This is a genomic window from Ruegeria sp. L12 (genome assembly GCF_056531745.1).
Genome location: NZ_JBQFMH010000004.1, coordinates 283877 through 301191 on the forward strand (window position 1 = coordinate 283877; position 17315 = coordinate 301191).

Consider the following 17315-nt stretch of genomic DNA (forward strand, 5'->3'; position numbering starts at 1 on the left):
TGTGCTGCATGAATCCAAGATCATTACGCGGCGTAGCCAGCAGCATCGGGTGCGGCAAGGGTAAGTTCGATTTGCACAATTTGGTCAATCAGTAACGCGTTGGGGTTTAGGGCACACAGGCCAATTTGGGCGGACACAAATCAACCGAATCCGATGTGTGCCTAGAGCCGGAACCCAATGTCCACTCATGGATGGATGGCAAAGGGCGCCGGTGATCACCGGCGGCCTTTCTTCTTGTTTTTCCAGAACGGCGGCACGTCTCCTGCCATGATGCAGCCGTAAGGGTCGATATAGTCTTCGATCTCAGCCAGATCGTAGGATTTGATCTGGGCAACCACATTGTCGGCGTTCTTATAGCTCGACGGCAGTTCCGAGGCGTCAACGCCCCCGGCATGGAACCGAATATCCAAGCCCTCGGTTTCCGCCTTCAGCATCTGCTCGGGCGTGACCGTACCCATTCGGCGCTTGTGCTCGGACCGCGAGAAGTTGCGCCCTGCACCATGGGGGCTGAACCCCAGACCGTGATCCGCGTCCTTGCCGCGCACAACAAGCACGGGTTCGGACATGTTCAACGGAATAAGCGTCAGCCCTGTCGCATCCGATGCATACCCATCCCAGGCAGGGGTCGCGCCCTTGCCGTGGTAATAGATATCGCCCCGCTTGAAGACGAAGTTGTGCTCATTCCAGAACCGTTCGCCCACATCGCCCACGCGCGCGGTCTCGACCGTTGCTTGGTGGATGGCGTTGTGGTTGGCCTTGGTCCACTTACGGATCAGCTGAAGCGCCTCCCAATAGTCGCGTCCTTCCTCGGTATCTGCCGGGATCCAGGCATTCTGCTTGGCAGTCTCGGGCGACAGTTCTTTGCGGAACTTCTCGGCCACATGCATCCCATGCTTATACAGAACCGCCCCCGGTCCGCGCGACCCATGGTGGGTCACGATGGCCGTGCGCCCAGTCTTGCGTGAGCGCCCGACAAACAGGAAGTGGTTCCCGTCCCCTTGTGTGCCCATATGCTCCTGCGCCATGCGCAGGGATTTCGGGTTGTCCAGAAACGGATTTTCCCGGAACGCGTCCATCAGCTTCATCGAGGTTGTGAACCGCTTGCCTTGCGGTCGCCCACCGGGTCCGAAATGCGTGACCGACTGGGCCGCGTCCAGCACCGCCTTGGGATCGGCATGGCCCAGATCCGTGATCATGACTGAACAGCAGATGTCAGCCGAGTGCATTCCCGGATGGATCGCATTCCGCGCCGCTGCCACGCCGCCCACCGGAATGGTGCCAACAGGCCCCGCCGGACAGGCATCCGGCATGATCGCCCCGGCCTCGATCGTCGGCGTCCGCATCAGCGCCGTCATGGTCTCGCGCACCTTGTCGACATTGTCTTCCTCGTCCGGATGATCCATGTCGATGTTTTCATGAAACGGCACTTCTCCGGCTGCGCGCAGATCCATGGTCACCGGGGCGGGTGGAATCTCACCCTCCAGCTCCTGCCGGATACGCACTAGCCCGAACCCTTCGGCCCGCATCTCGTTCGCGCGTGCCAGCAGGGCGGGAAATTGCTTGCCGGGGCGATGCCCCCAGCCTTTCAAATGCTCCCCGGTCACCGGGTCGAATGTGTTTTCCTGTGTCATTGTCATTTTCTTTTGCTCAGGCCCCGGCGACAAAAGGTGAAGAAACAGTTCGGGAGGCCCGCCCCGCATCTGAATGGGCAGATGCGTTTGCCATCTGGGCGCCGGCACGGAGGGGAGTTGAACCCGCTCGACCTGTCCCTGTTGAGCCATGTAGTTCCTTCGGCATTCGCCGGGATATTCCTTATAATTCGGGTCAGGCAGACAAGGGATGGTGAGACGGCGCCCTCTACGGGCGCGGATCGGTCATAGCGATGTAGTCCCACCGGCATTCTGCCTGATGTTGTCTGGCGGCCCGGGCGGCGTACCGCCCCAGCCTTGATTATATGTCGATCTTTTCGATCTCGCCGACCCAATGATCCGGGCCGGTTTGACCGGCGGCAAAACCCGCGATCTGGTCAAAGACCGCATCCGAGAAGCCGCCGACATTCAGCACATCGGCACGCGTCTGCACCTGCGTGGTCCCGTATGGGGCGATGTCGATGCAGACCAGTTTGGCCTTCAGGTTGCGACGCTTGATCACCTCCCATTCCTTCAACATCGCCGTTCCCTGACCACCGTTGCGGGCGTCCACCCACGACTGGTTGTCAGACACGAACACCACCAGATCCGGCGCGCGGCCACGTTTGTTCAGCCAGGCCAGCGGTGCGGAACAGTTCGTCCCGCCACCTGCCAGAGCGGCCAGACGCTCGGCATTGGTCAGGATCGTGTCGCGCGGCTCCAGACGTACGTCACGCACGTCGAAGTCGAACGGCAGAACCTGACACCCGCGGTTCACGCGCTGGAAGGCTGCCGCCACCAGCGCCGCCACATCCACGTGCCGCACAGCCGAGGTCGCCCCCGGGCGATACCCGGTCACGGCCCATGTCATCGAGCCCGATACATCCGGGCACACGACAACCTGACCGTCGATCTTCGGCACGTTCTGCACCGCGATCTCCATCGCATCGTGCAGCGCGTCCACGATCTGACGCGGCATATCACCGGTCACGTTCTGCGCCGCCACCATCAGTTGGTACGGAAACGCTCGCGCCTTGGCGATGGCCTTCGGGTCCCGCAGCAGTGCAGCCACATGATCCACATTCTTGGCCACGTTGAAAACGCCATGACGCTGAAACGTGTTCAGGTTCTGTCGCACCATCTGCCACGAGCTCTTGCGCGCGATCCGCGCCCAATGTTCCGGCGACAGCTCCAGCTGCGTCAGCATCTGGTACGGTACATCCGGCACCGAGCCTTTGCCGGTCTCACGAAACGCGATCCAGTCCTGCAGGGCCCGTGGCAGCCGTGCCAGATTGCACGGCCGCCCGACGATCCAGGCAAACAGCGCTTCCCGCTCGGCCGAGGCCGGTTTCGGGTGCACCATCTTGATCACGTCTGCCAAAGACGGGTCATTCCCGATATTGGCGTTCAACAGCGCCCGGTCAGACGCAGTGTTCAGCCAGTTCTGCACCATCGCTTTCGGCGCGGACCCCAGAGACTTCCGCCCTGTCTGCCCCGACCGGATGACCTGCACAAAAGTGCGCAGCATCTTGCCGTTATCGACCACCCGACCAAAGGCCGCGCGGAACAGCGCCGGGTCGCGCCGGGCCAGGATAGCTAGCAGAACCGCAGGCATATCCTTCATGTATCCCGACTGGCGGGCATAAATCGCCGCCTGCGCCAGAAACTTCGGCTCAACGGTCTCGGCCACATCCAGAACGTATTCCAGTTCTTCCTGTGGCGATTGATAGAACATACCTCCGAATGTGCCGGTCACGGCGACCTGTGCCAGAGCATGAGCATCACAATACGCATAGGCCGGTGCGCCATGGGCGTTCTTTGCAGTTGCCTTCGGCAGCAACCGGCCTTTGATCGATGCAAACACGGATTTGTTCGCCATGTCTTCGTCCTCGTTTGTTTGTGAGGATGTTTTGCCATGGATAGGGGCACGGTCAGAGAAAAACTTTAGATCAGCGTAAGTGGTTGAATTATTTTATAAATCCTACCTGTTGATGAGAGGCGTGCTTAGAGATACGATACATCAAGAGCGTAAATTATAAAATTAGATAGACCATGAAGAACGTTGTCATCGGATTCCTCGGCACGCAGCTCGATATGGGCAAGAAACGGCGCTGGAAACCGACGCCCAGCCTGACCACCCATGACCATTTCGACCTGCACCGGCTTGAACTGCTGCATGACCGCAAACACAATCGTCTTGCCCATCAGGTCAAACGTGAAATCGAAGACGCCTCGCCCCGGACCGAGGTGCTGCTGCAACAGATGGATCTGGACGACCCGTGGGATTTTCAGGAAGTCTACGGCAAGCTGTTCGATTTTGCCCGCAGCTATGGGTTCGACGAGGATCGCGAGCAATATCACGTCCACCTGACCACCGGGACACATGTGGCGCAAATCTGCTGGTTCCTGCTGACCGAGAGCCGCCATATCCCCGCGCGGCTGATCCAGACCGGGCCGCCCGGCCCGGATGACGACACGCCAAAGTTCGACATCATTGACCTGGATCTCAGTCGCTACAATGCGCTGCAGCAGCGGTTTGACCAACTGTCGCGCGAATACAGCGACCAATTGAAGGGCGGAATCGAAACGCGCAACGTGCGCTACAATGCGTTGATCGACCGGATTGAGTTGGTGGCGAGCAATTCCGACGAACCCATCTTGCTTTTGGGAGAAACGGGTACCGGCAAGACTGAACTGGCTGAACGCATTCATGGCCTCAAACTTGACCGGCGCCGTATCAAGGGTCGCCTGGTCCACGTGAACTGCGCAACATTAAACGGGCCGGACGCGATGGCGACGCTGTTTGGTCAGCGCCGATCCTACCTTGGGGCGGCGGGGACTGAGCGCAGCGGGTTGTTGCGCGAAGCGGATGGCGGCGTTCTGTTTCTGGATGATGTGGATGAGTTGAACTCCAACATGCAGTCGGTTCTGCTGCACGCGATTGAAACCGGGCGGTTTTATCCGCTGGGGTCCGACCACGAAATCTCAAGCCGGTTTCACCTGATTGCCGGTGCCAACCGCGATCTGCGCAGTTTGACGGCGTCGGGGCAGTTTCGCCCGGATCTTCTGGCCCGGTTGAACACGTGGAGTTTCACCTTGCCCGCGCTGCGAAATCGTGCCGAAGACATCGAGGCCAATCTGCTACACGAGCTGGATCGCTGCGAACGGGATTTGGGCACCCATGTCGGTTTCAACTCCGATGCACGTGAGAAATATCTGGACTTCGCTAAAGACCCAGCAACCGGTTGGCCGGGGAATTTCCGAGACTTCTCGGGTTCGATCCGACGGCTGTGTACGCTTGCGCCACGTGGGAGGATAACCCGGGCGATGGTCGCAACCGAAATCGAGATGCTACTGGCTGATTGGAAATCGGCCCAGTCCAATGATGATTTCAAGCTGGTTGCTGATGTGATGGGCGACGCGGTGTCTGATGTGGATCCGTTTGATCTTGTTCAACTTGCCGAAGTGATCCGGGTCTGTCGCCGTTCCTCTAGCCTGAGTGCCGCCGGGCGCGCTTTGTTTGCCGTATCGCGTAGTAAACGCAAAACCCAGAATGATGCAGATAGACTGCGGAAATATCTGGGGAAATTTGGCTTGGATTGGGGCGCAATTTGATCAGTGAATGTGCATCATTCAGCGGCGATATCTTGCAGATGGCATTCAAGCCCCGAAGCCTGCGCTGCAGCCTCTGGGTCAGCACTGTTGGCCAAAAGCCAGCCCTGAATCTGGGCAGGGCTGTATTGCTGATCTTCTAACCGCTGTTCGAATGCCTCGGCCAAGTCGCGTTCACCGGGGAAAAAGCGCTCAAACAGTCGGCGGGCTGTTGCTGCGCCCACCAATCCAAGCTCGGTATGCACATCGGCGCGGCCCGGACGGATCAAAGCCGGGTCCAGCCTTTCTCTGTGGTTTGTGGTCATGACCAGAGCACGGCCCTCCTGAGCAGCGACGCCATCGATGGCATTGAGCAAACCTGAAAAGCTGACGCCCGAGCGTTTCTCGCCGCCTTCACGCTGGGTAAACACGGCATCCACATCCTCGATTGCGATCAGCGACCGTTTGGGGGCACACATCATCGCTTCACGCAGATCATCATCCGTCAGCGTGACGCGCCCGATATCCAACGACGCGATATCCAATGACAGGTCTGACGCCAGCGCGCGGACGAGGCTCGACTTGCCCGTGCCCGGAGGGCCGTAAAACAGATACCCCCGCCGCCACGGAACACCACGTTCCGCGTACCAGTCGCCGGCTCCATAGAACCATCGCATGTCCTCCAGAACCTTCTCGATGCGATCGTCATCCACCAGTACCGTATTGATGGAACGGCGCGGAACATCGCCGACATGATCCCACCAGTCCCCTTTCAGAATATGGAGGCCAGGGCCGATGCGATCCCTGGTTTGGGAAAGCGTACGTCCCTCTGCGATCCAGCCCAGAATTGTCTCGACTTTCCCAAACAGTATGGTGACATTCAGCACCTCCATTGGCCGCTGGTTGTGTGATGCGCCCACTTTTGACTTTTTATTGATGTCGCGTTCCAGTCGGCAAAGCTTTCCACGCCAGAAAAACCAGTGCCTACCCGGAGCAGGCGCATAACCCTTGGTGCCTCGGGCCCATTTGCCATCCGTCATACGCACATGCCGCGATTGGGACAGAACATTGTTCTGCTCCATCCAGATACAGAAATGGCGATAAGCCGCGCTTCGGTTATCGAGCGTCAGGCTCACCCAGACGCGCCGAACAACCACGCGGTACATGGCCATGAACGAGATGCGCAGAAAGGCCGCCGCGACCCCGAATGCACCGAGCGCCAAGCCGCCCGCGAAAAAATCACTGGTCAGGGCGCTGGTCAGGAATTGATCAAATGCTTCCATCTTAGCCCCCTTTCACTTCGCGAAAGTCGTGACCTTTGAAACACCGCACCGGGTTGCCGCGCTCGAGCGCATGATGCAGCGCGTTGCGGCTTGCCCTTTGTGCGGCTTCACCCGCTGCGGTTTGGGCGGCCATCAGATGCTGCAGGCGTTCCAACGCCAGCGCCTTATTGCGGTGTTGGGAGCGCTCCTCACGTGCCACCGCCGAAAGCCCGGTTGGCCTGTGCGTCGCCCGCACCGCGCTGTCGGTTGTGTTCTGGTGCTGCCCGCCAGGTCCGCCGGCGCGGAAGGAATCAAATGTGACATCACGCGCATGAACGCGTTCAGGTGTTTGCGCGGGCGCAGGCAAGTCGAACACCCCAATGAACCAGTTGGCCCGTTTATGCGTCGGACGCAGATTGCTTTGCGCCCGCCACTGGATCGTGCCGCGCCAAGTCCTAGCGAAGGCTTCTGCCTCAGCGCCGCTGATCACAACCACCGCAGATTTGAAACCATGTTTTGTACGCGCCCCATTGGTGTCGAAGTCCACAGCGAGGAGCTCCGCCTCGTTACGCATCGCATCCAGCACGCTTGCAACGGCTTGCTGGCATTCCGCCGGACCGCTGCCACTGGTGATCAGGAGTGAGATATGTCGGAATGCAATCATGACTGCCTCCCGTCACGCGTTTTCTTGAAGGTCAAAAGCGGATGAAACTCCGCCACAGAATGCGCAGCACCTGTTCGCTCCAGGTCTTCGGCGACGGACTTGGCCGATTTGTAGGCCAAAGGCGCTTCTTCAATCAGAAGGTCGCGATCCTCGCACAGAATACGGCCGCCGAAGGATGTACGCTGCATGGCCAGGATGTCAGATTTCTTGGCCCGTACTCGACCATGCATAGAGGATCGATCGTAGCGCCGCCCCGCCCCATGAGCGAGGCTGCCAAGCGAGTCAACATGGCCCATGGGGGACATCAGATAGCTCGCACTAGCCCGCGATCCGGCAAGCGGAACAAATCCCTGCTCGGCGACTGCCGCGCCCTTGCGGTGCAGCCAGCCATCGCCATGCCGCGCAAGTAAGTTATGCGGGGCATCAACCAACAGCATCAGATCTGCCCGCAGCGCCTCCGCCGCGCGTTCAGCGATGGTATGTCGGTTCAGGCTAGCCCAACGAACGGCCCGGTCATGATACCGCAAGTAAGCCAGCGCGGTGTCATTCTCGGGATCAAGGCCCGCGAACGCACCATCCGGTACCGAACCAAGAACCGCATTACCAAAACCACGCGATCCCGAATGCACCAGCAGAAACAGGCGTGATGCATCGAGGCGGATGCCATCATCCGCCTCGGCCAAGGTTTGCACTTCGCAGAAATGATTACCGCCACCAACCGTACCGAGTGACGTGGCAAACAGATCGGTCGGCAGGCCGGCCCCTTCCAGCCGCCAATGCTGATCCTCGGATGCAGGCTCTCCAAGAACACGCATCCGGCGCAGCGCTTTCTCCAGCTTCAGCTTCCGCACAGGCAGATCAAGCTGGAACAGAGACATGCCACAACCGATATCGTTACCGATGAGTTGCGGAAAAATACGGTCCGCCAGAACCGCACATCCAACCGGCCCGTATTTTCCCGGATGTAAATCGGGAAAGGCCGCGATTTTTAGCACGCCGGTCCAGCCGGCGATTTCTCCGAGTTGCTGTTCAGCCCGTCCTTCGATCCAGGCCGTAGGTGTGTAGAATTTCGTGATGATGCCGTCGCCGGACACGGCTGACGCGCGACCATCCAAGACAGAATTGCCCATGAGATAGTACCCAATAAACGTATATAGATGCGCCAGCGGCAAGCCGGCGAACTGGATCAAACCTGATCTGATTTCAGCTTAGGTGTTGATCGGCCCCGAAAGGGCGAAATGACGAATAAGCATGTATGTCCCTTTCCTTGTTGGGGGTTACGATTTGGGTCCAACGGACCGATTGGAGATCGTCACCTAATCGGGATCGATGATTCAAGCAAAGGTTTTGACCGCACTCGCATCGGTGTGTGTCCAAGTTGCAACGATAGTGTCTCTCGATGACCACGATGCTTTAGGCGCCCGACGGCTTCGGAGTCAAAAAAAACGAGAATGCCATGTCCATAAAATCTATTTGTTGTGCCTGAGCTCTGCTGTTACCCCCGCACTATTCTTCTCAAATCATTCCGTGGACTTAGTTTTGCGATTGCCCGTCGACGGATTGGGCAAGCCATGAACACGACGCAGAATGGCCGCCGCGATGCCGAAGGTTCCAAACCCTTTTTCCCATTGGTCAGGCCGCAAGTTTCTCGTTCACGAATTTAACTATATTCCATGAACTGCAGCCTCGGTGACGCTGCACGGGTGCAAGGGACTTGTAGTTCGTCCCGGATGAAATTTCATGTGTGGCGGATCGTACTTCAACCAAGCGCCGGGCAAAGGTTTTGCCCAATCCATGCGAAAATCAAAGGCGCCCAATCCGGGAATGCAGAGATTTTGTAACTGCCGCGAATCAATTCAAAGCTCTCAAAAGGAATTAGAGTGTTTGTGGAGATATTAGTTGAGCGGAATTTTGATCGCAATTCCTTTGGTTGTGCTTCGATCATTAAATTATTATTTTCATTGCCTTTTTTAGAAACCTGCCATCCCTTGACACAATAAAGAAGTCTCGAACACAATTATGTAATTGGGAAAGGGGGGTTGTGGTATTTGGGGCTTTTTTGCCCCCGTTCCCTCTTTGCTTTGGCGTATTTAAGGGGGGCAAAATGACTTTTCAGTATTTCGACACCAATCAGGGCTTTTATCGGGTTGGGCGATTTCGGGACTTTGATCTGACTGCGCTGTCAACTTCTGGCGCTACTTTTGAGTTCGACACCGTAGCAAATACCTACGATCCAACGCGGGATGCCTTTACAATAAATTTCGGGTTTAGCGGCGCCGTTGAAACAGAGGTTTTAACAGGTCCTGATTCAGGTGGATCGTCATTGCTTGATGGTGGGTATGTGTTCACCTCAGGCGTAATCGATTCAATTACATATCTTGATGATCTGGGGAATACGATCGCCCAAATTACAGATATTGATTATCGGCTTCCACTGTTCAACTTCTACTACAATGTCGAACCAAGACTTTGGGGGTTGTATGATGCGCTGATCGCGGGAGGGATGAATTTCCGGGGATCGAGCGTCTATGACGATGTAACAACCGGAATAGGGTCGGATGACGTAAGAACACGCGGCGGAGATGATTATATCTCTGATCGAGGTGGAAAAGATTATTATGACGGTGGCAGTGGTTTTGACACATTAACTTATGATGCCGCATTCTGGAATCCTAACCAGGCCTATCGCGGTATCAGCGTGAATTTGAGCGCGAAAAATAACAAAGATTACGTGAAGGGGTATGATGGGAAAAAAGACGCAGTAAAGAATATCGAGTTTTTTCGAGGAACCTTCCGAGACGATGAATTTGTCGGAGATGGTACGGACAACGTATTTATCGGACTCCAAGGGCGTGATTATTTTCACGGCAAGGGCGGATATGACATTCTCCGTTATGATCGGGGCGACCGCTTCGGCGCAAACGACGGTGTAATTATCGACGTCGAAAATAGATTGGTGCGTGACGGATCTGGCGATTACGACAGTTTCAGGAGTATCGAGGGTTTTCGCGGATCGAATTTTGCTGACACGTTTATGAATACCGGGGGCAAGAATAATGTGTTCTTCGACGGTCGTGATGGCGACGACGAGTTCATTTTCGTAGATGGCAGTGGTTACATCAGGGGCGGCGACGGGAACGACGCATTCCGTTTCTCTGGCAAAGATTTTTTCTACACCATCGATGAATTTGTATTCGGCGAGGATTCCATTGAAGTTGACGAATACGCATCGGGTGATTGGACAGTCGGTTCTTCTGGAGATGGCGACGCCTTGCTGATCTTTGAGGATGGTTTGGGAAACAGTGCAGAGATCGAATTCGACGGCATGTCCGAAGCCGATCTTTCAACAGAGATCAGCAACAACGGCATTGGTTCGATTGTCACGTTCAGTAGCCCGGGCAGCATCACGTATATCGGGTTGCAAGACAATGATGGGGGTGCCTCAGCGGGGCGGTTTACACCCAACGTGCAATGGTTTGACGGCAACCAGGGCTTTAATCGCTACACAGACTTTAGCGAAGCGATCCTTGATGACATCGGCTACATGTCCGAGATCGATCAAGAAGGTATTCGCTTTGTCCATGACGGCGGTAGCTTTGGTTATGATCGCACCCGTAATTGGGATACTGCGGTTTTGGGCATCGAAGATGCGGAATGGCATAGTTATGAAACCGGTTCGGCAACAACCCGCGGTGGTTGGTTCGATTCCGGCACGTATTCTGGTGGCTACATCACTTCCATTACCTTCTACAATGATTATGGCTTCAAGCTGATGGAAGCGACGAACCTAAGGGTCGATCTGGCCTGGTTCGCCGGGTACTACGCCGAAGAGCCGGACCTTTGGGAGTTGTGGAGGGCCGTGACCGCCTACGACGGTGTCTATTATGGATCGAATTTCGCTGGCGGTCCGGACACTGACTGGTCAGGGGATAATTTGCAATCAGGTGCTGGCGATGACCTCGTCAAGGCTTTGGCTGGTGATGACTATATTGCCGACCTTGGCGGGAAAGACCGGTATGACGGCGGTTCGGGTTTTGATGTCGTCAGTTACCGAGAAACATTTTGGAACCCTGAAATGCTGGAAAGTGGCATTCGAGCCGATCTGGGGGCAGAGAATAACAAGGACTATGTGAGAGGCCCTGATGGCGAAACGGACCGATTGGTGAAAGTCGAAGGCGTTGAAGGTACCATGCTCCGTGACGTCATGTATGGGGGAGGTGAAGACAACTATTTCATCGGGTTTGCTGGCAACGACTATTTTAACGGTCGCAAAGGACGTGACGAGGTTAGCTATCACAATGATGACGATCTTGGCGGCACTTCGGGAATCGTCGCAAGAATGCAATCCGGCACCGTGACAGATGGCTTCGGAAGCGTTGATACTCTTGTGAGCATCGAACGCCTGCGCGGGACGGATTATGACGATGACTATATCGACCGCAGCTCAAAGAGTGACTATTTCCGAGCGGGCGCGGGGAATGATACAATGGTGTTCCGTGGAGGCAATGATGTTGCGCGTCTCGACAACGATGGCGACGCCGACACAATCATCTTCCGTGGTGACGCGTTTGATGACAATGAAATCAGGGGCTTTGACGATGGGATAGACCTGATCCAGATTGAAAATGCACCAAGTTTCGCAGACCTGACGCTGACAGTGATTGACGGTGATACACTGGTCGAGTGGAACGGCAATTCCATTCTGGTTGAAGGAGTTATCCTCGATAACACCGACTTCATCTAAACGCAGATCAGGCTCTGGGGCTGGTTGCCGTCAATGCGACGGGCGAGAAGTAGACACTGAAACAATGGTCACAGCGTGTCGCAATGCACCTATGACCCCGGAGCCTGCCACGCACGATACAGATGCAGAGTATCCCTTATGTCTGCCCGGATCGATTGTGACCGTGCGCCCGCGTATCACGATGGGGGAATAGAGAACGGGTAATTCTTACAGCAAAGTTTAATCTATCAGACACATTCCGGACATCTCGTCACGCTACCAAGCTGGCACGGCGCGTCTGGAATATGTCTGATGATTTCCTGAGGGGGTACGAGTTTGGCGCGCCGTACCATCGGGGTTCTGGGGGACGGTTTTGCCTACAGGGAACTCCTCAGGGTTCGACTGATGATCGGCAGGAACGTCTTTGGTATGTTTGGTTTGGTCGAACATATAGCAACCCATGCAAGGATAGTGACCGCGGTCAGATTCCGGCGGACGATCCTTGCAAATACCTCAATTCAGACTCTGTATCGTGTCCGTTTGCACTATGCAGTCGGGTCGATTCCATTTCGGGGGCCGGGCGCATCGTAGCGATCAGTTCGGCCACCTTGATGCCGAATTTGCGCATCTCGGACCGGTTCATGATCGCCCCGTTCTCGGTCAGGTACATCCAGTCGGTCACATCCAAGGTGTGGCCCCCAGCGTCTTCGGGCAGGATGATCCGATAGGTCAGTTTCACGGTCGCGCCCGAGATCATGCCCTTGCCTTCACCTACAATGTCGTCGGCCATTGCTGTGAAGCTATTGCCGGTGTTCAATGTCAGATACCACTTGCGGCTCATTTGTTTGCCGTTTGAATAGGTGAAATATTCGGTCAGCGTACCGTTATTTCCGTTCCACTCTCCCACCATACGCGCGACAAAGCTGTTCGACATCTTTCCGCCGGGGCCATAGATCAGACCCTCTGAAAGAAGCTCTCCGTTCAGATTGTCTTGCAGCGAAAATTCAGGCCCGGTCCCACTGTAGTCGTCGGGCGATTGCGATCGGAAGCTGAAGAACCGGGTTTTCGCAACCAGCAGAGCAAAAAGAGCAAGCAGACAGATCAGAAGCATTTTCATTTGGCAGAGACCTCGGTCGGCAACGTCAGAACCATGCCAAACGCTCCGAGTTTCAGGATGCAGGGCAACACCGCATAGGCGAGGGTGAGTGTATTCAACGCCTCGGCTGAATTGGCCTGTCCCGGTGTGAATCCGCTGCGTTCCAACAACGGCAGGGTGAAGAAAGCAGCCAGAGCGAGCCCCAGCTTGCCCGCGAAAGACCAGATACCGAACGCGGCCGAGGCGTTCAGCCCGGCCCGGGTCAGAACGACCGAAAACATGGCAGGCAACACAACCATATCCGCCCCGAGGGCTGCCCCGGATGCGAAGCATATGATGGCGAAACCGGCCAGATCTCCGGGTGCCAGAAGGGCGGCTCCGACAAAGCCGAGAATGGCCAGCGGCATGGCAATAATAAGAGTCTGTTTCGGGCCATTTCGGTTGCTGAGCTTTGCCCAGAACGGCACACTTACTCCGGCACTGAGGAAGAACAGGATCAGCAGAGGCCCGGCTTTGCCCGGCAGTTGCAGCCGGTCCTCGACAAAGAACAGAAACAGGGTCGAGGTGATGGCGACGGGAAGGCTGTTGACCAATGCCAGCGCAAGCAGGCGCAGCGCGCCAGCCTGACCAAGCCCGGCAATGGACAGGCCGTGCCCGGTTATCGGTGCACGTCGCCACATCGGAAGTGACACAGCCAACGTCACCACGGACAAAATGCCCAGGAACAATCCAAAAGCCGGATATCCATGCGCTCCGCTGCCAAGGGCCACGAACAAGGCAGGCGCGGCGGCAGCGATGACGACACCGGTCAGCTGCCCTCCCTCCCGGAAAGCGGCCAAAGTCATCAGCTCTTTCGGATTGGCCTGTTTGGCGAGCGTCGCACTGCGGCCATACAGCAGGATTGTCCCGAGGCTGTAGGCCGAGAATAACAGGAGCAGTATAGATACTAATACGGCGATACTGGCTCCGTCTGGTAGGCCGAACAGCAAGGGAAACCCGATTGCAAGACCCAGCGCGGCAGCAGCGGCAAACAGAACCTGCGCGCCGGGCCAGCGGTCAATCGCCCATCCAATCAGCGGATCTTGCACCAGATCGATCAATCGGATCACCAGCAGCACGGTGCCGATTGCACCCAGACCGATGCCCAGATTAACGGCAGCAAATCGTGGCAGGTGGATGTAAAGCGGGATACCCGCCGCAGCAAGCATCAGCGCATAAAGGCTGACACGCGGATACAGCATCACTGCCCTTTCAGCGCCCGCGTGAACGCGGCGGACCGGGTGTTTTCACCCAGAAAGATCGACATGAAGCTGCGTTTGATGCCCGGATAAGACATGGTGCAGACTTTCTGGCCATTCAGCCAGAACCCGACCCGGTTCGGGCCCTGCGAGATCGCGAGATAACGATCGCCCTTGCTGACGGCGTCGAAGCAGACCTCTAACTGATCGCGAACAGGGGCCGCCTGCCCGATCCGTTCCATCTCGTCGAGAGTCGAATTCACCAGCGCTTTTTTGGACAGGTTTCGGCGATAGCGAAACTCGAGCCCAAAGTCCTTCGCCCAGTTCAGAGGCGCGCCGCCTTGGGTGAACAGCTGTGCATCGTAAATCGGGAAACCCAAATAGCGGAAGGTTGCCGTGCCGCGCAGTTCGGCATCGTTAAGAACGCCAAAAACGGGTGACGCCGCCAATCCCGCCGGGCTCAGTAGCGCCAGCGACACCAAAGCCGCGCCAAGGTTAAGCCGAGGCAGGAACGGCCGGTTCATTCTCAGAAATGCCATTGTCAGCTCCGATTATCTGCGGGAGGCCGGTGATGCGTTCGACAACATGCATCGCGCTGGCAATCCCGTCTTCGTGAAATCCATGCCGGTTATACGCACCAGCAAACCAGGTTCGGTTCTGCCCCTGGATCGTGCGGATTTGCCACTGCGCACGCAGGGCGGCTTTGTCGAACACCGGATGGGCGAATTCGACCTGATCATAGATTTTATCTGCCGGGATTTCCGATGCCGCGTTCAGCGTCACGAACAGCGGGTCGCTGTCGGGGATGTTTTGAAGCCGGTTCATCCAGTATGTGACCCCAACATTGCCCTTTTGCGACCGGTAGGTCCAACTGGACCAGCAGGCGCGCCGCCGGGGCATCTGGTTGGGATCGCAATGAAGGATGGCTGTGTTCGGTTGATATCTGATCGCGCCGAGCGCGGCTTCTTCATCTTTAGTCGCGGCATCGCCGAGAATTGCGAGGGACTGATCGGAATGGGTGGCCAGAATGATCTCGTCAAACAAAGCCGCTGCGCCACCCGCATGGACGGTCACGCCCAGATCATGCCGCTCGATCCGTTGCACAGGCGCGGCCAGACGGATGTCGGCACCGCGTGCGCGCAGCACAGATTCGATCCGGCGGACATATTCGATACTGCCGCCTTTCACAGTGTACCACTGGTGCTGATTGGCACGGCCCGAGGCCAGCAGCGCATGGTTGCGGAAGAACTGCACCAGCGAGCGGGCAGGGAACTGATCGACGAATTCGACCGGCGTTGACCATATCGCGCCGCACATGGGCATCAGGTAGTTGTGCCGGAACCAATGGCCGAGGCGCAGTTGATCCACCAACTCTCCGATTGTGGTGTCATCGTCCTGCGCGGCCTCGGGGGCTTCTTTCCCAAAGCGCAGAATGTCGGCGATCATCTTGTAATAGGCTGGACGCGCCAGATTGCGTTTCTGCGCCGTCAGCGTGCGCAGATTGTTCAGACCGTATTCGATGCGGCCATTGTCGATGGTGGCGCCAAAGCTCATCTCGGATTTCGTGACCGGCACGTTCAACTCGTCGAACAACCGTGTCAGATACGGGTATGTGGCATAGTTGAAAACGATGAACCCGGTATCGACCGGCTGATCGCCATTGCGGCCCGCCATCACCGTGCGGGCGTGACCGCCCAGGCGCGGCTCGGCCTCGAACACGGTGATATCGTGGTTTTCAGAAAGGTAATAAGCTGCGGAGAGACCTGAAATGCCTGCGCCTATGACTGCGATTTTCTTACGTACGCCCCGGGTTTCGTCGAACATTCCATCCTCGTTATTCGGCTTTTACAATAAGATACGCAGGATATGGGGCAGTGGATCAATTGGATCAGAAGTTTTTTGCAGTCGCACCAGCTTGTGATGTTCGGTGACCTGATGCACCGTGACGCCGGGACTGCGTGATCCAACATCGCCACCGGGTCGTACACTTCCTAAAAGAGCATGAATGGCGCGGATATGAGCAGCTTCAGCGGAAAAACCTATTGGATCATTGGCGCCAGCGAAGGGCTGGGCCGCGTCTTGGCCGAAAAGCTGAGCCGCGAAGGCGCGCATCTGGTCCTGTCCGCCCGCAACGCCGGGCGGCTGGCCGAGATTTGCAGCACGCTGCCCAATGCCCGCGCTGTGCCGATGGATGTGACGGATCTCGAAACCGTGCGCCGTGCCGTGGCCGAGGTCGGAGCCGTCGATGCGCTGGTCTACAATGCCGGGACTTATGAGCCGATCCGTACCGCGGATTGGGATACCGAGGCCGCGCTGGCCATCAGCGACGTCAATTATTCCGGCGCGCTGCGGGTGTTGGGGGAAACGGTGCCCGAGTTTGTGCGCAAAGGTCGCGGGGATATCACCCTGATCGGATCGCTATCCGGGTATCACGGCCTGCCCAACGCTATTTCTTATGGGGCCAGCAAGGCGGCCCTGATCTCTCTGGCGGAAACCATGCGGCATGATCTGGCGGAGTCCGGCGTGACGGTGCGCATCGTCAATCCGGGCTTTATCAAGACCCGCCTGACCGACAAGAACAGTTTCAGGATGCCCATGCTGATGACGCCCGAGGACGCGGCCGACCGTGTCCTTCGCGCCATGTCACGCCGCCGCTTCCGCACCGATTTCCCCGCGCCCTTTTCATGGGTGATACGCCTGATCGACTATTTGCCGGATGTTCTGGTCTATCGCGGGAAATGACCTCAGCCGCAGGTGAGGCGTTGGACAATCCCCGCGCCGTTCACATACACATTCAGCCGGTCAATCCGGTAATCCTGCGTTGCGATATCGTCCGGGCCCAGAACGCGCGACCGCTCGGGCAGTTGCGCCTGAATGGCCGAGGCCGGCTGACCGACCGCATCGGCAAACGGCTCGCCTTCGCAAAAGGCCAGATCAACCGGAGGCGTGTCGGCCAGCGGGGCAGGGTCCGCAATCTCGGTGGTCTCGGCACAGGCGGCCAAAAGGCACAGGATGGGAATAAATCGGTGCATTGGCGTTCCTTTTTCCGTCAATGTCGTTTCTGAAATATCAAAGCTTTAGCCACACTGTCATGAAAGCGCAGTTGAAAACAC

The 17315-nt window shown here is 57.1% G+C and carries 14 protein-coding genes; 3 read left to right on the forward strand and 11 right to left on the reverse strand.

What is annotated here, in order from left to right; all coding sequences use genetic code 11:
• Positions 1-215 precede the first annotated feature (215 nt).
• On the reverse strand, positions 216-1631 hold the full coding sequence (locus ACR0K9_RS09135; RefSeq protein WP_480822482.1) for an RtcB family protein: 1416 nt from the start codon (positions 1629-1631) through the stop codon (positions 216-218).
• A 319-nt stretch (positions 1632-1950) separates the two neighbouring features.
• Positions 1951-3507, reverse strand: a complete 1557-nt coding sequence (locus ACR0K9_RS09140; RefSeq protein ID WP_480822484.1) for an RNA-binding protein — start codon at positions 3505-3507, stop codon at positions 1951-1953.
• 173 nt (positions 3508-3680) lie between these two features.
• Between ACR0K9_RS09140 and rtcR the strand changes: the two genes are divergently transcribed.
• Positions 3681-5243 carry an RNA repair transcriptional activator RtcR gene (rtcR, locus tag ACR0K9_RS09145; protein WP_480822486.1) on the forward strand — a complete coding sequence of 521 codons (1563 nt, stop codon included), beginning with the start codon at positions 3681-3683 and terminating at the stop codon, positions 5241-5243.
• A gap of 14 nt (positions 5244-5257) precedes the next feature.
• Here rtcR and ACR0K9_RS09150 read toward each other — a convergent pair whose 3' ends face one another.
• The 4 genes from ACR0K9_RS09150 to ACR0K9_RS09165 all read right to left on the reverse strand — a co-directional run bounded on the left by ACR0K9_RS09150 (position 5258) and on the right by ACR0K9_RS09165 (position 9090).
• Positions 5258-6502 carry an AAA family ATPase gene (locus ACR0K9_RS09150; protein WP_480822488.1) on the reverse strand — a complete coding sequence of 415 codons (1245 nt, stop codon included), beginning with the start codon at positions 6500-6502 and terminating at the stop codon, positions 5258-5260.
• A 1-nt stretch (position 6503) separates the two neighbouring features.
• A complete protein-coding gene (prfH, locus tag ACR0K9_RS09155; protein WP_480822490.1) occupies positions 6504-7145 on the reverse strand; it encodes a peptide chain release factor H in 642 nt (213 codons plus the stop codon).
• Positions 7142-8275 carry an RNA ligase RtcB family protein gene (locus tag ACR0K9_RS09160; RefSeq protein WP_480822492.1) on the reverse strand — a complete coding sequence of 378 codons (1134 nt, stop codon included), beginning with the start codon at positions 8273-8275 and terminating at the stop codon, positions 7142-7144. The genes prfH and ACR0K9_RS09160 overlap by 4 nt, the downstream gene beginning before the upstream one ends.
• 629 nt (positions 8276-8904) lie before the next feature.
• Positions 8905-9090 (reverse strand): hypothetical protein, encoded by a 186-nt coding sequence (locus ACR0K9_RS09165; RefSeq protein ID WP_480822494.1) that lies wholly within the window; start codon positions 9088-9090, stop codon positions 8905-8907.
• A gap of 159 nt (positions 9091-9249) precedes the next feature.
• Here ACR0K9_RS09165 and ACR0K9_RS09170 point away from each other — a divergent pair, with 159 nt between their 5' ends.
• Complete coding sequence (locus ACR0K9_RS09170) at positions 9250-11889, forward strand: hypothetical protein (RefSeq protein ID WP_480822495.1); 2640 nt, start codon at positions 9250-9252, stop codon at positions 11887-11889.
• 460 nt (positions 11890-12349) lie between these two features.
• Here ACR0K9_RS09170 and ACR0K9_RS09175 read toward each other — a convergent pair whose 3' ends face one another.
• Genes ACR0K9_RS09175 through ACR0K9_RS09190 form a run of 4 tightly spaced genes read right to left on the reverse strand, consistent with a single transcriptional unit; the run spans position 12350 to position 16026 of the window.
• On the reverse strand, positions 12350-12985 hold the full coding sequence (locus tag ACR0K9_RS09175; protein ID WP_480822497.1) for a DUF3833 family protein: 636 nt from the start codon (positions 12983-12985) through the stop codon (positions 12350-12352).
• Positions 12982-14205 (reverse strand): MFS transporter, encoded by a 1224-nt coding sequence (locus ACR0K9_RS09180; RefSeq protein WP_480822499.1) that lies wholly within the window; start codon positions 14203-14205, stop codon positions 12982-12984. The genes ACR0K9_RS09175 and ACR0K9_RS09180 overlap by 4 nt, the downstream gene beginning before the upstream one ends.
• Entirely contained in the window at positions 14205-14741 is a 537-nt protein-coding gene (locus tag ACR0K9_RS09185) for a hypothetical protein (protein ID WP_480822501.1), read from the reverse strand. The genes ACR0K9_RS09180 and ACR0K9_RS09185 overlap by 1 nt, the downstream gene beginning before the upstream one ends.
• Complete coding sequence (locus tag ACR0K9_RS09190) at positions 14698-16026, reverse strand: NAD(P)/FAD-dependent oxidoreductase (protein WP_480822503.1); 1329 nt, start codon at positions 16024-16026, stop codon at positions 14698-14700. The genes ACR0K9_RS09185 and ACR0K9_RS09190 overlap by 44 nt, the downstream gene beginning before the upstream one ends.
• A gap of 192 nt (positions 16027-16218) precedes the next feature.
• On the opposite strand from ACR0K9_RS09190, the gene ACR0K9_RS09195 reads away from it, so the two are divergent.
• Positions 16219-16944, forward strand: a complete 726-nt coding sequence (locus ACR0K9_RS09195; RefSeq protein WP_480822505.1) for an SDR family NAD(P)-dependent oxidoreductase — start codon at positions 16219-16221, stop codon at positions 16942-16944.
• 2 nt (positions 16945-16946) lie between these two features.
• Here ACR0K9_RS09195 and ACR0K9_RS09200 read toward each other — a convergent pair whose 3' ends face one another.
• Positions 16947-17234 carry an I78 family peptidase inhibitor gene (locus tag ACR0K9_RS09200; RefSeq protein ID WP_480822507.1) on the reverse strand — a complete coding sequence of 96 codons (288 nt, stop codon included), beginning with the start codon at positions 17232-17234 and terminating at the stop codon, positions 16947-16949.
• Between the last annotated feature and the right edge of the window lie 81 nt (positions 17235-17315).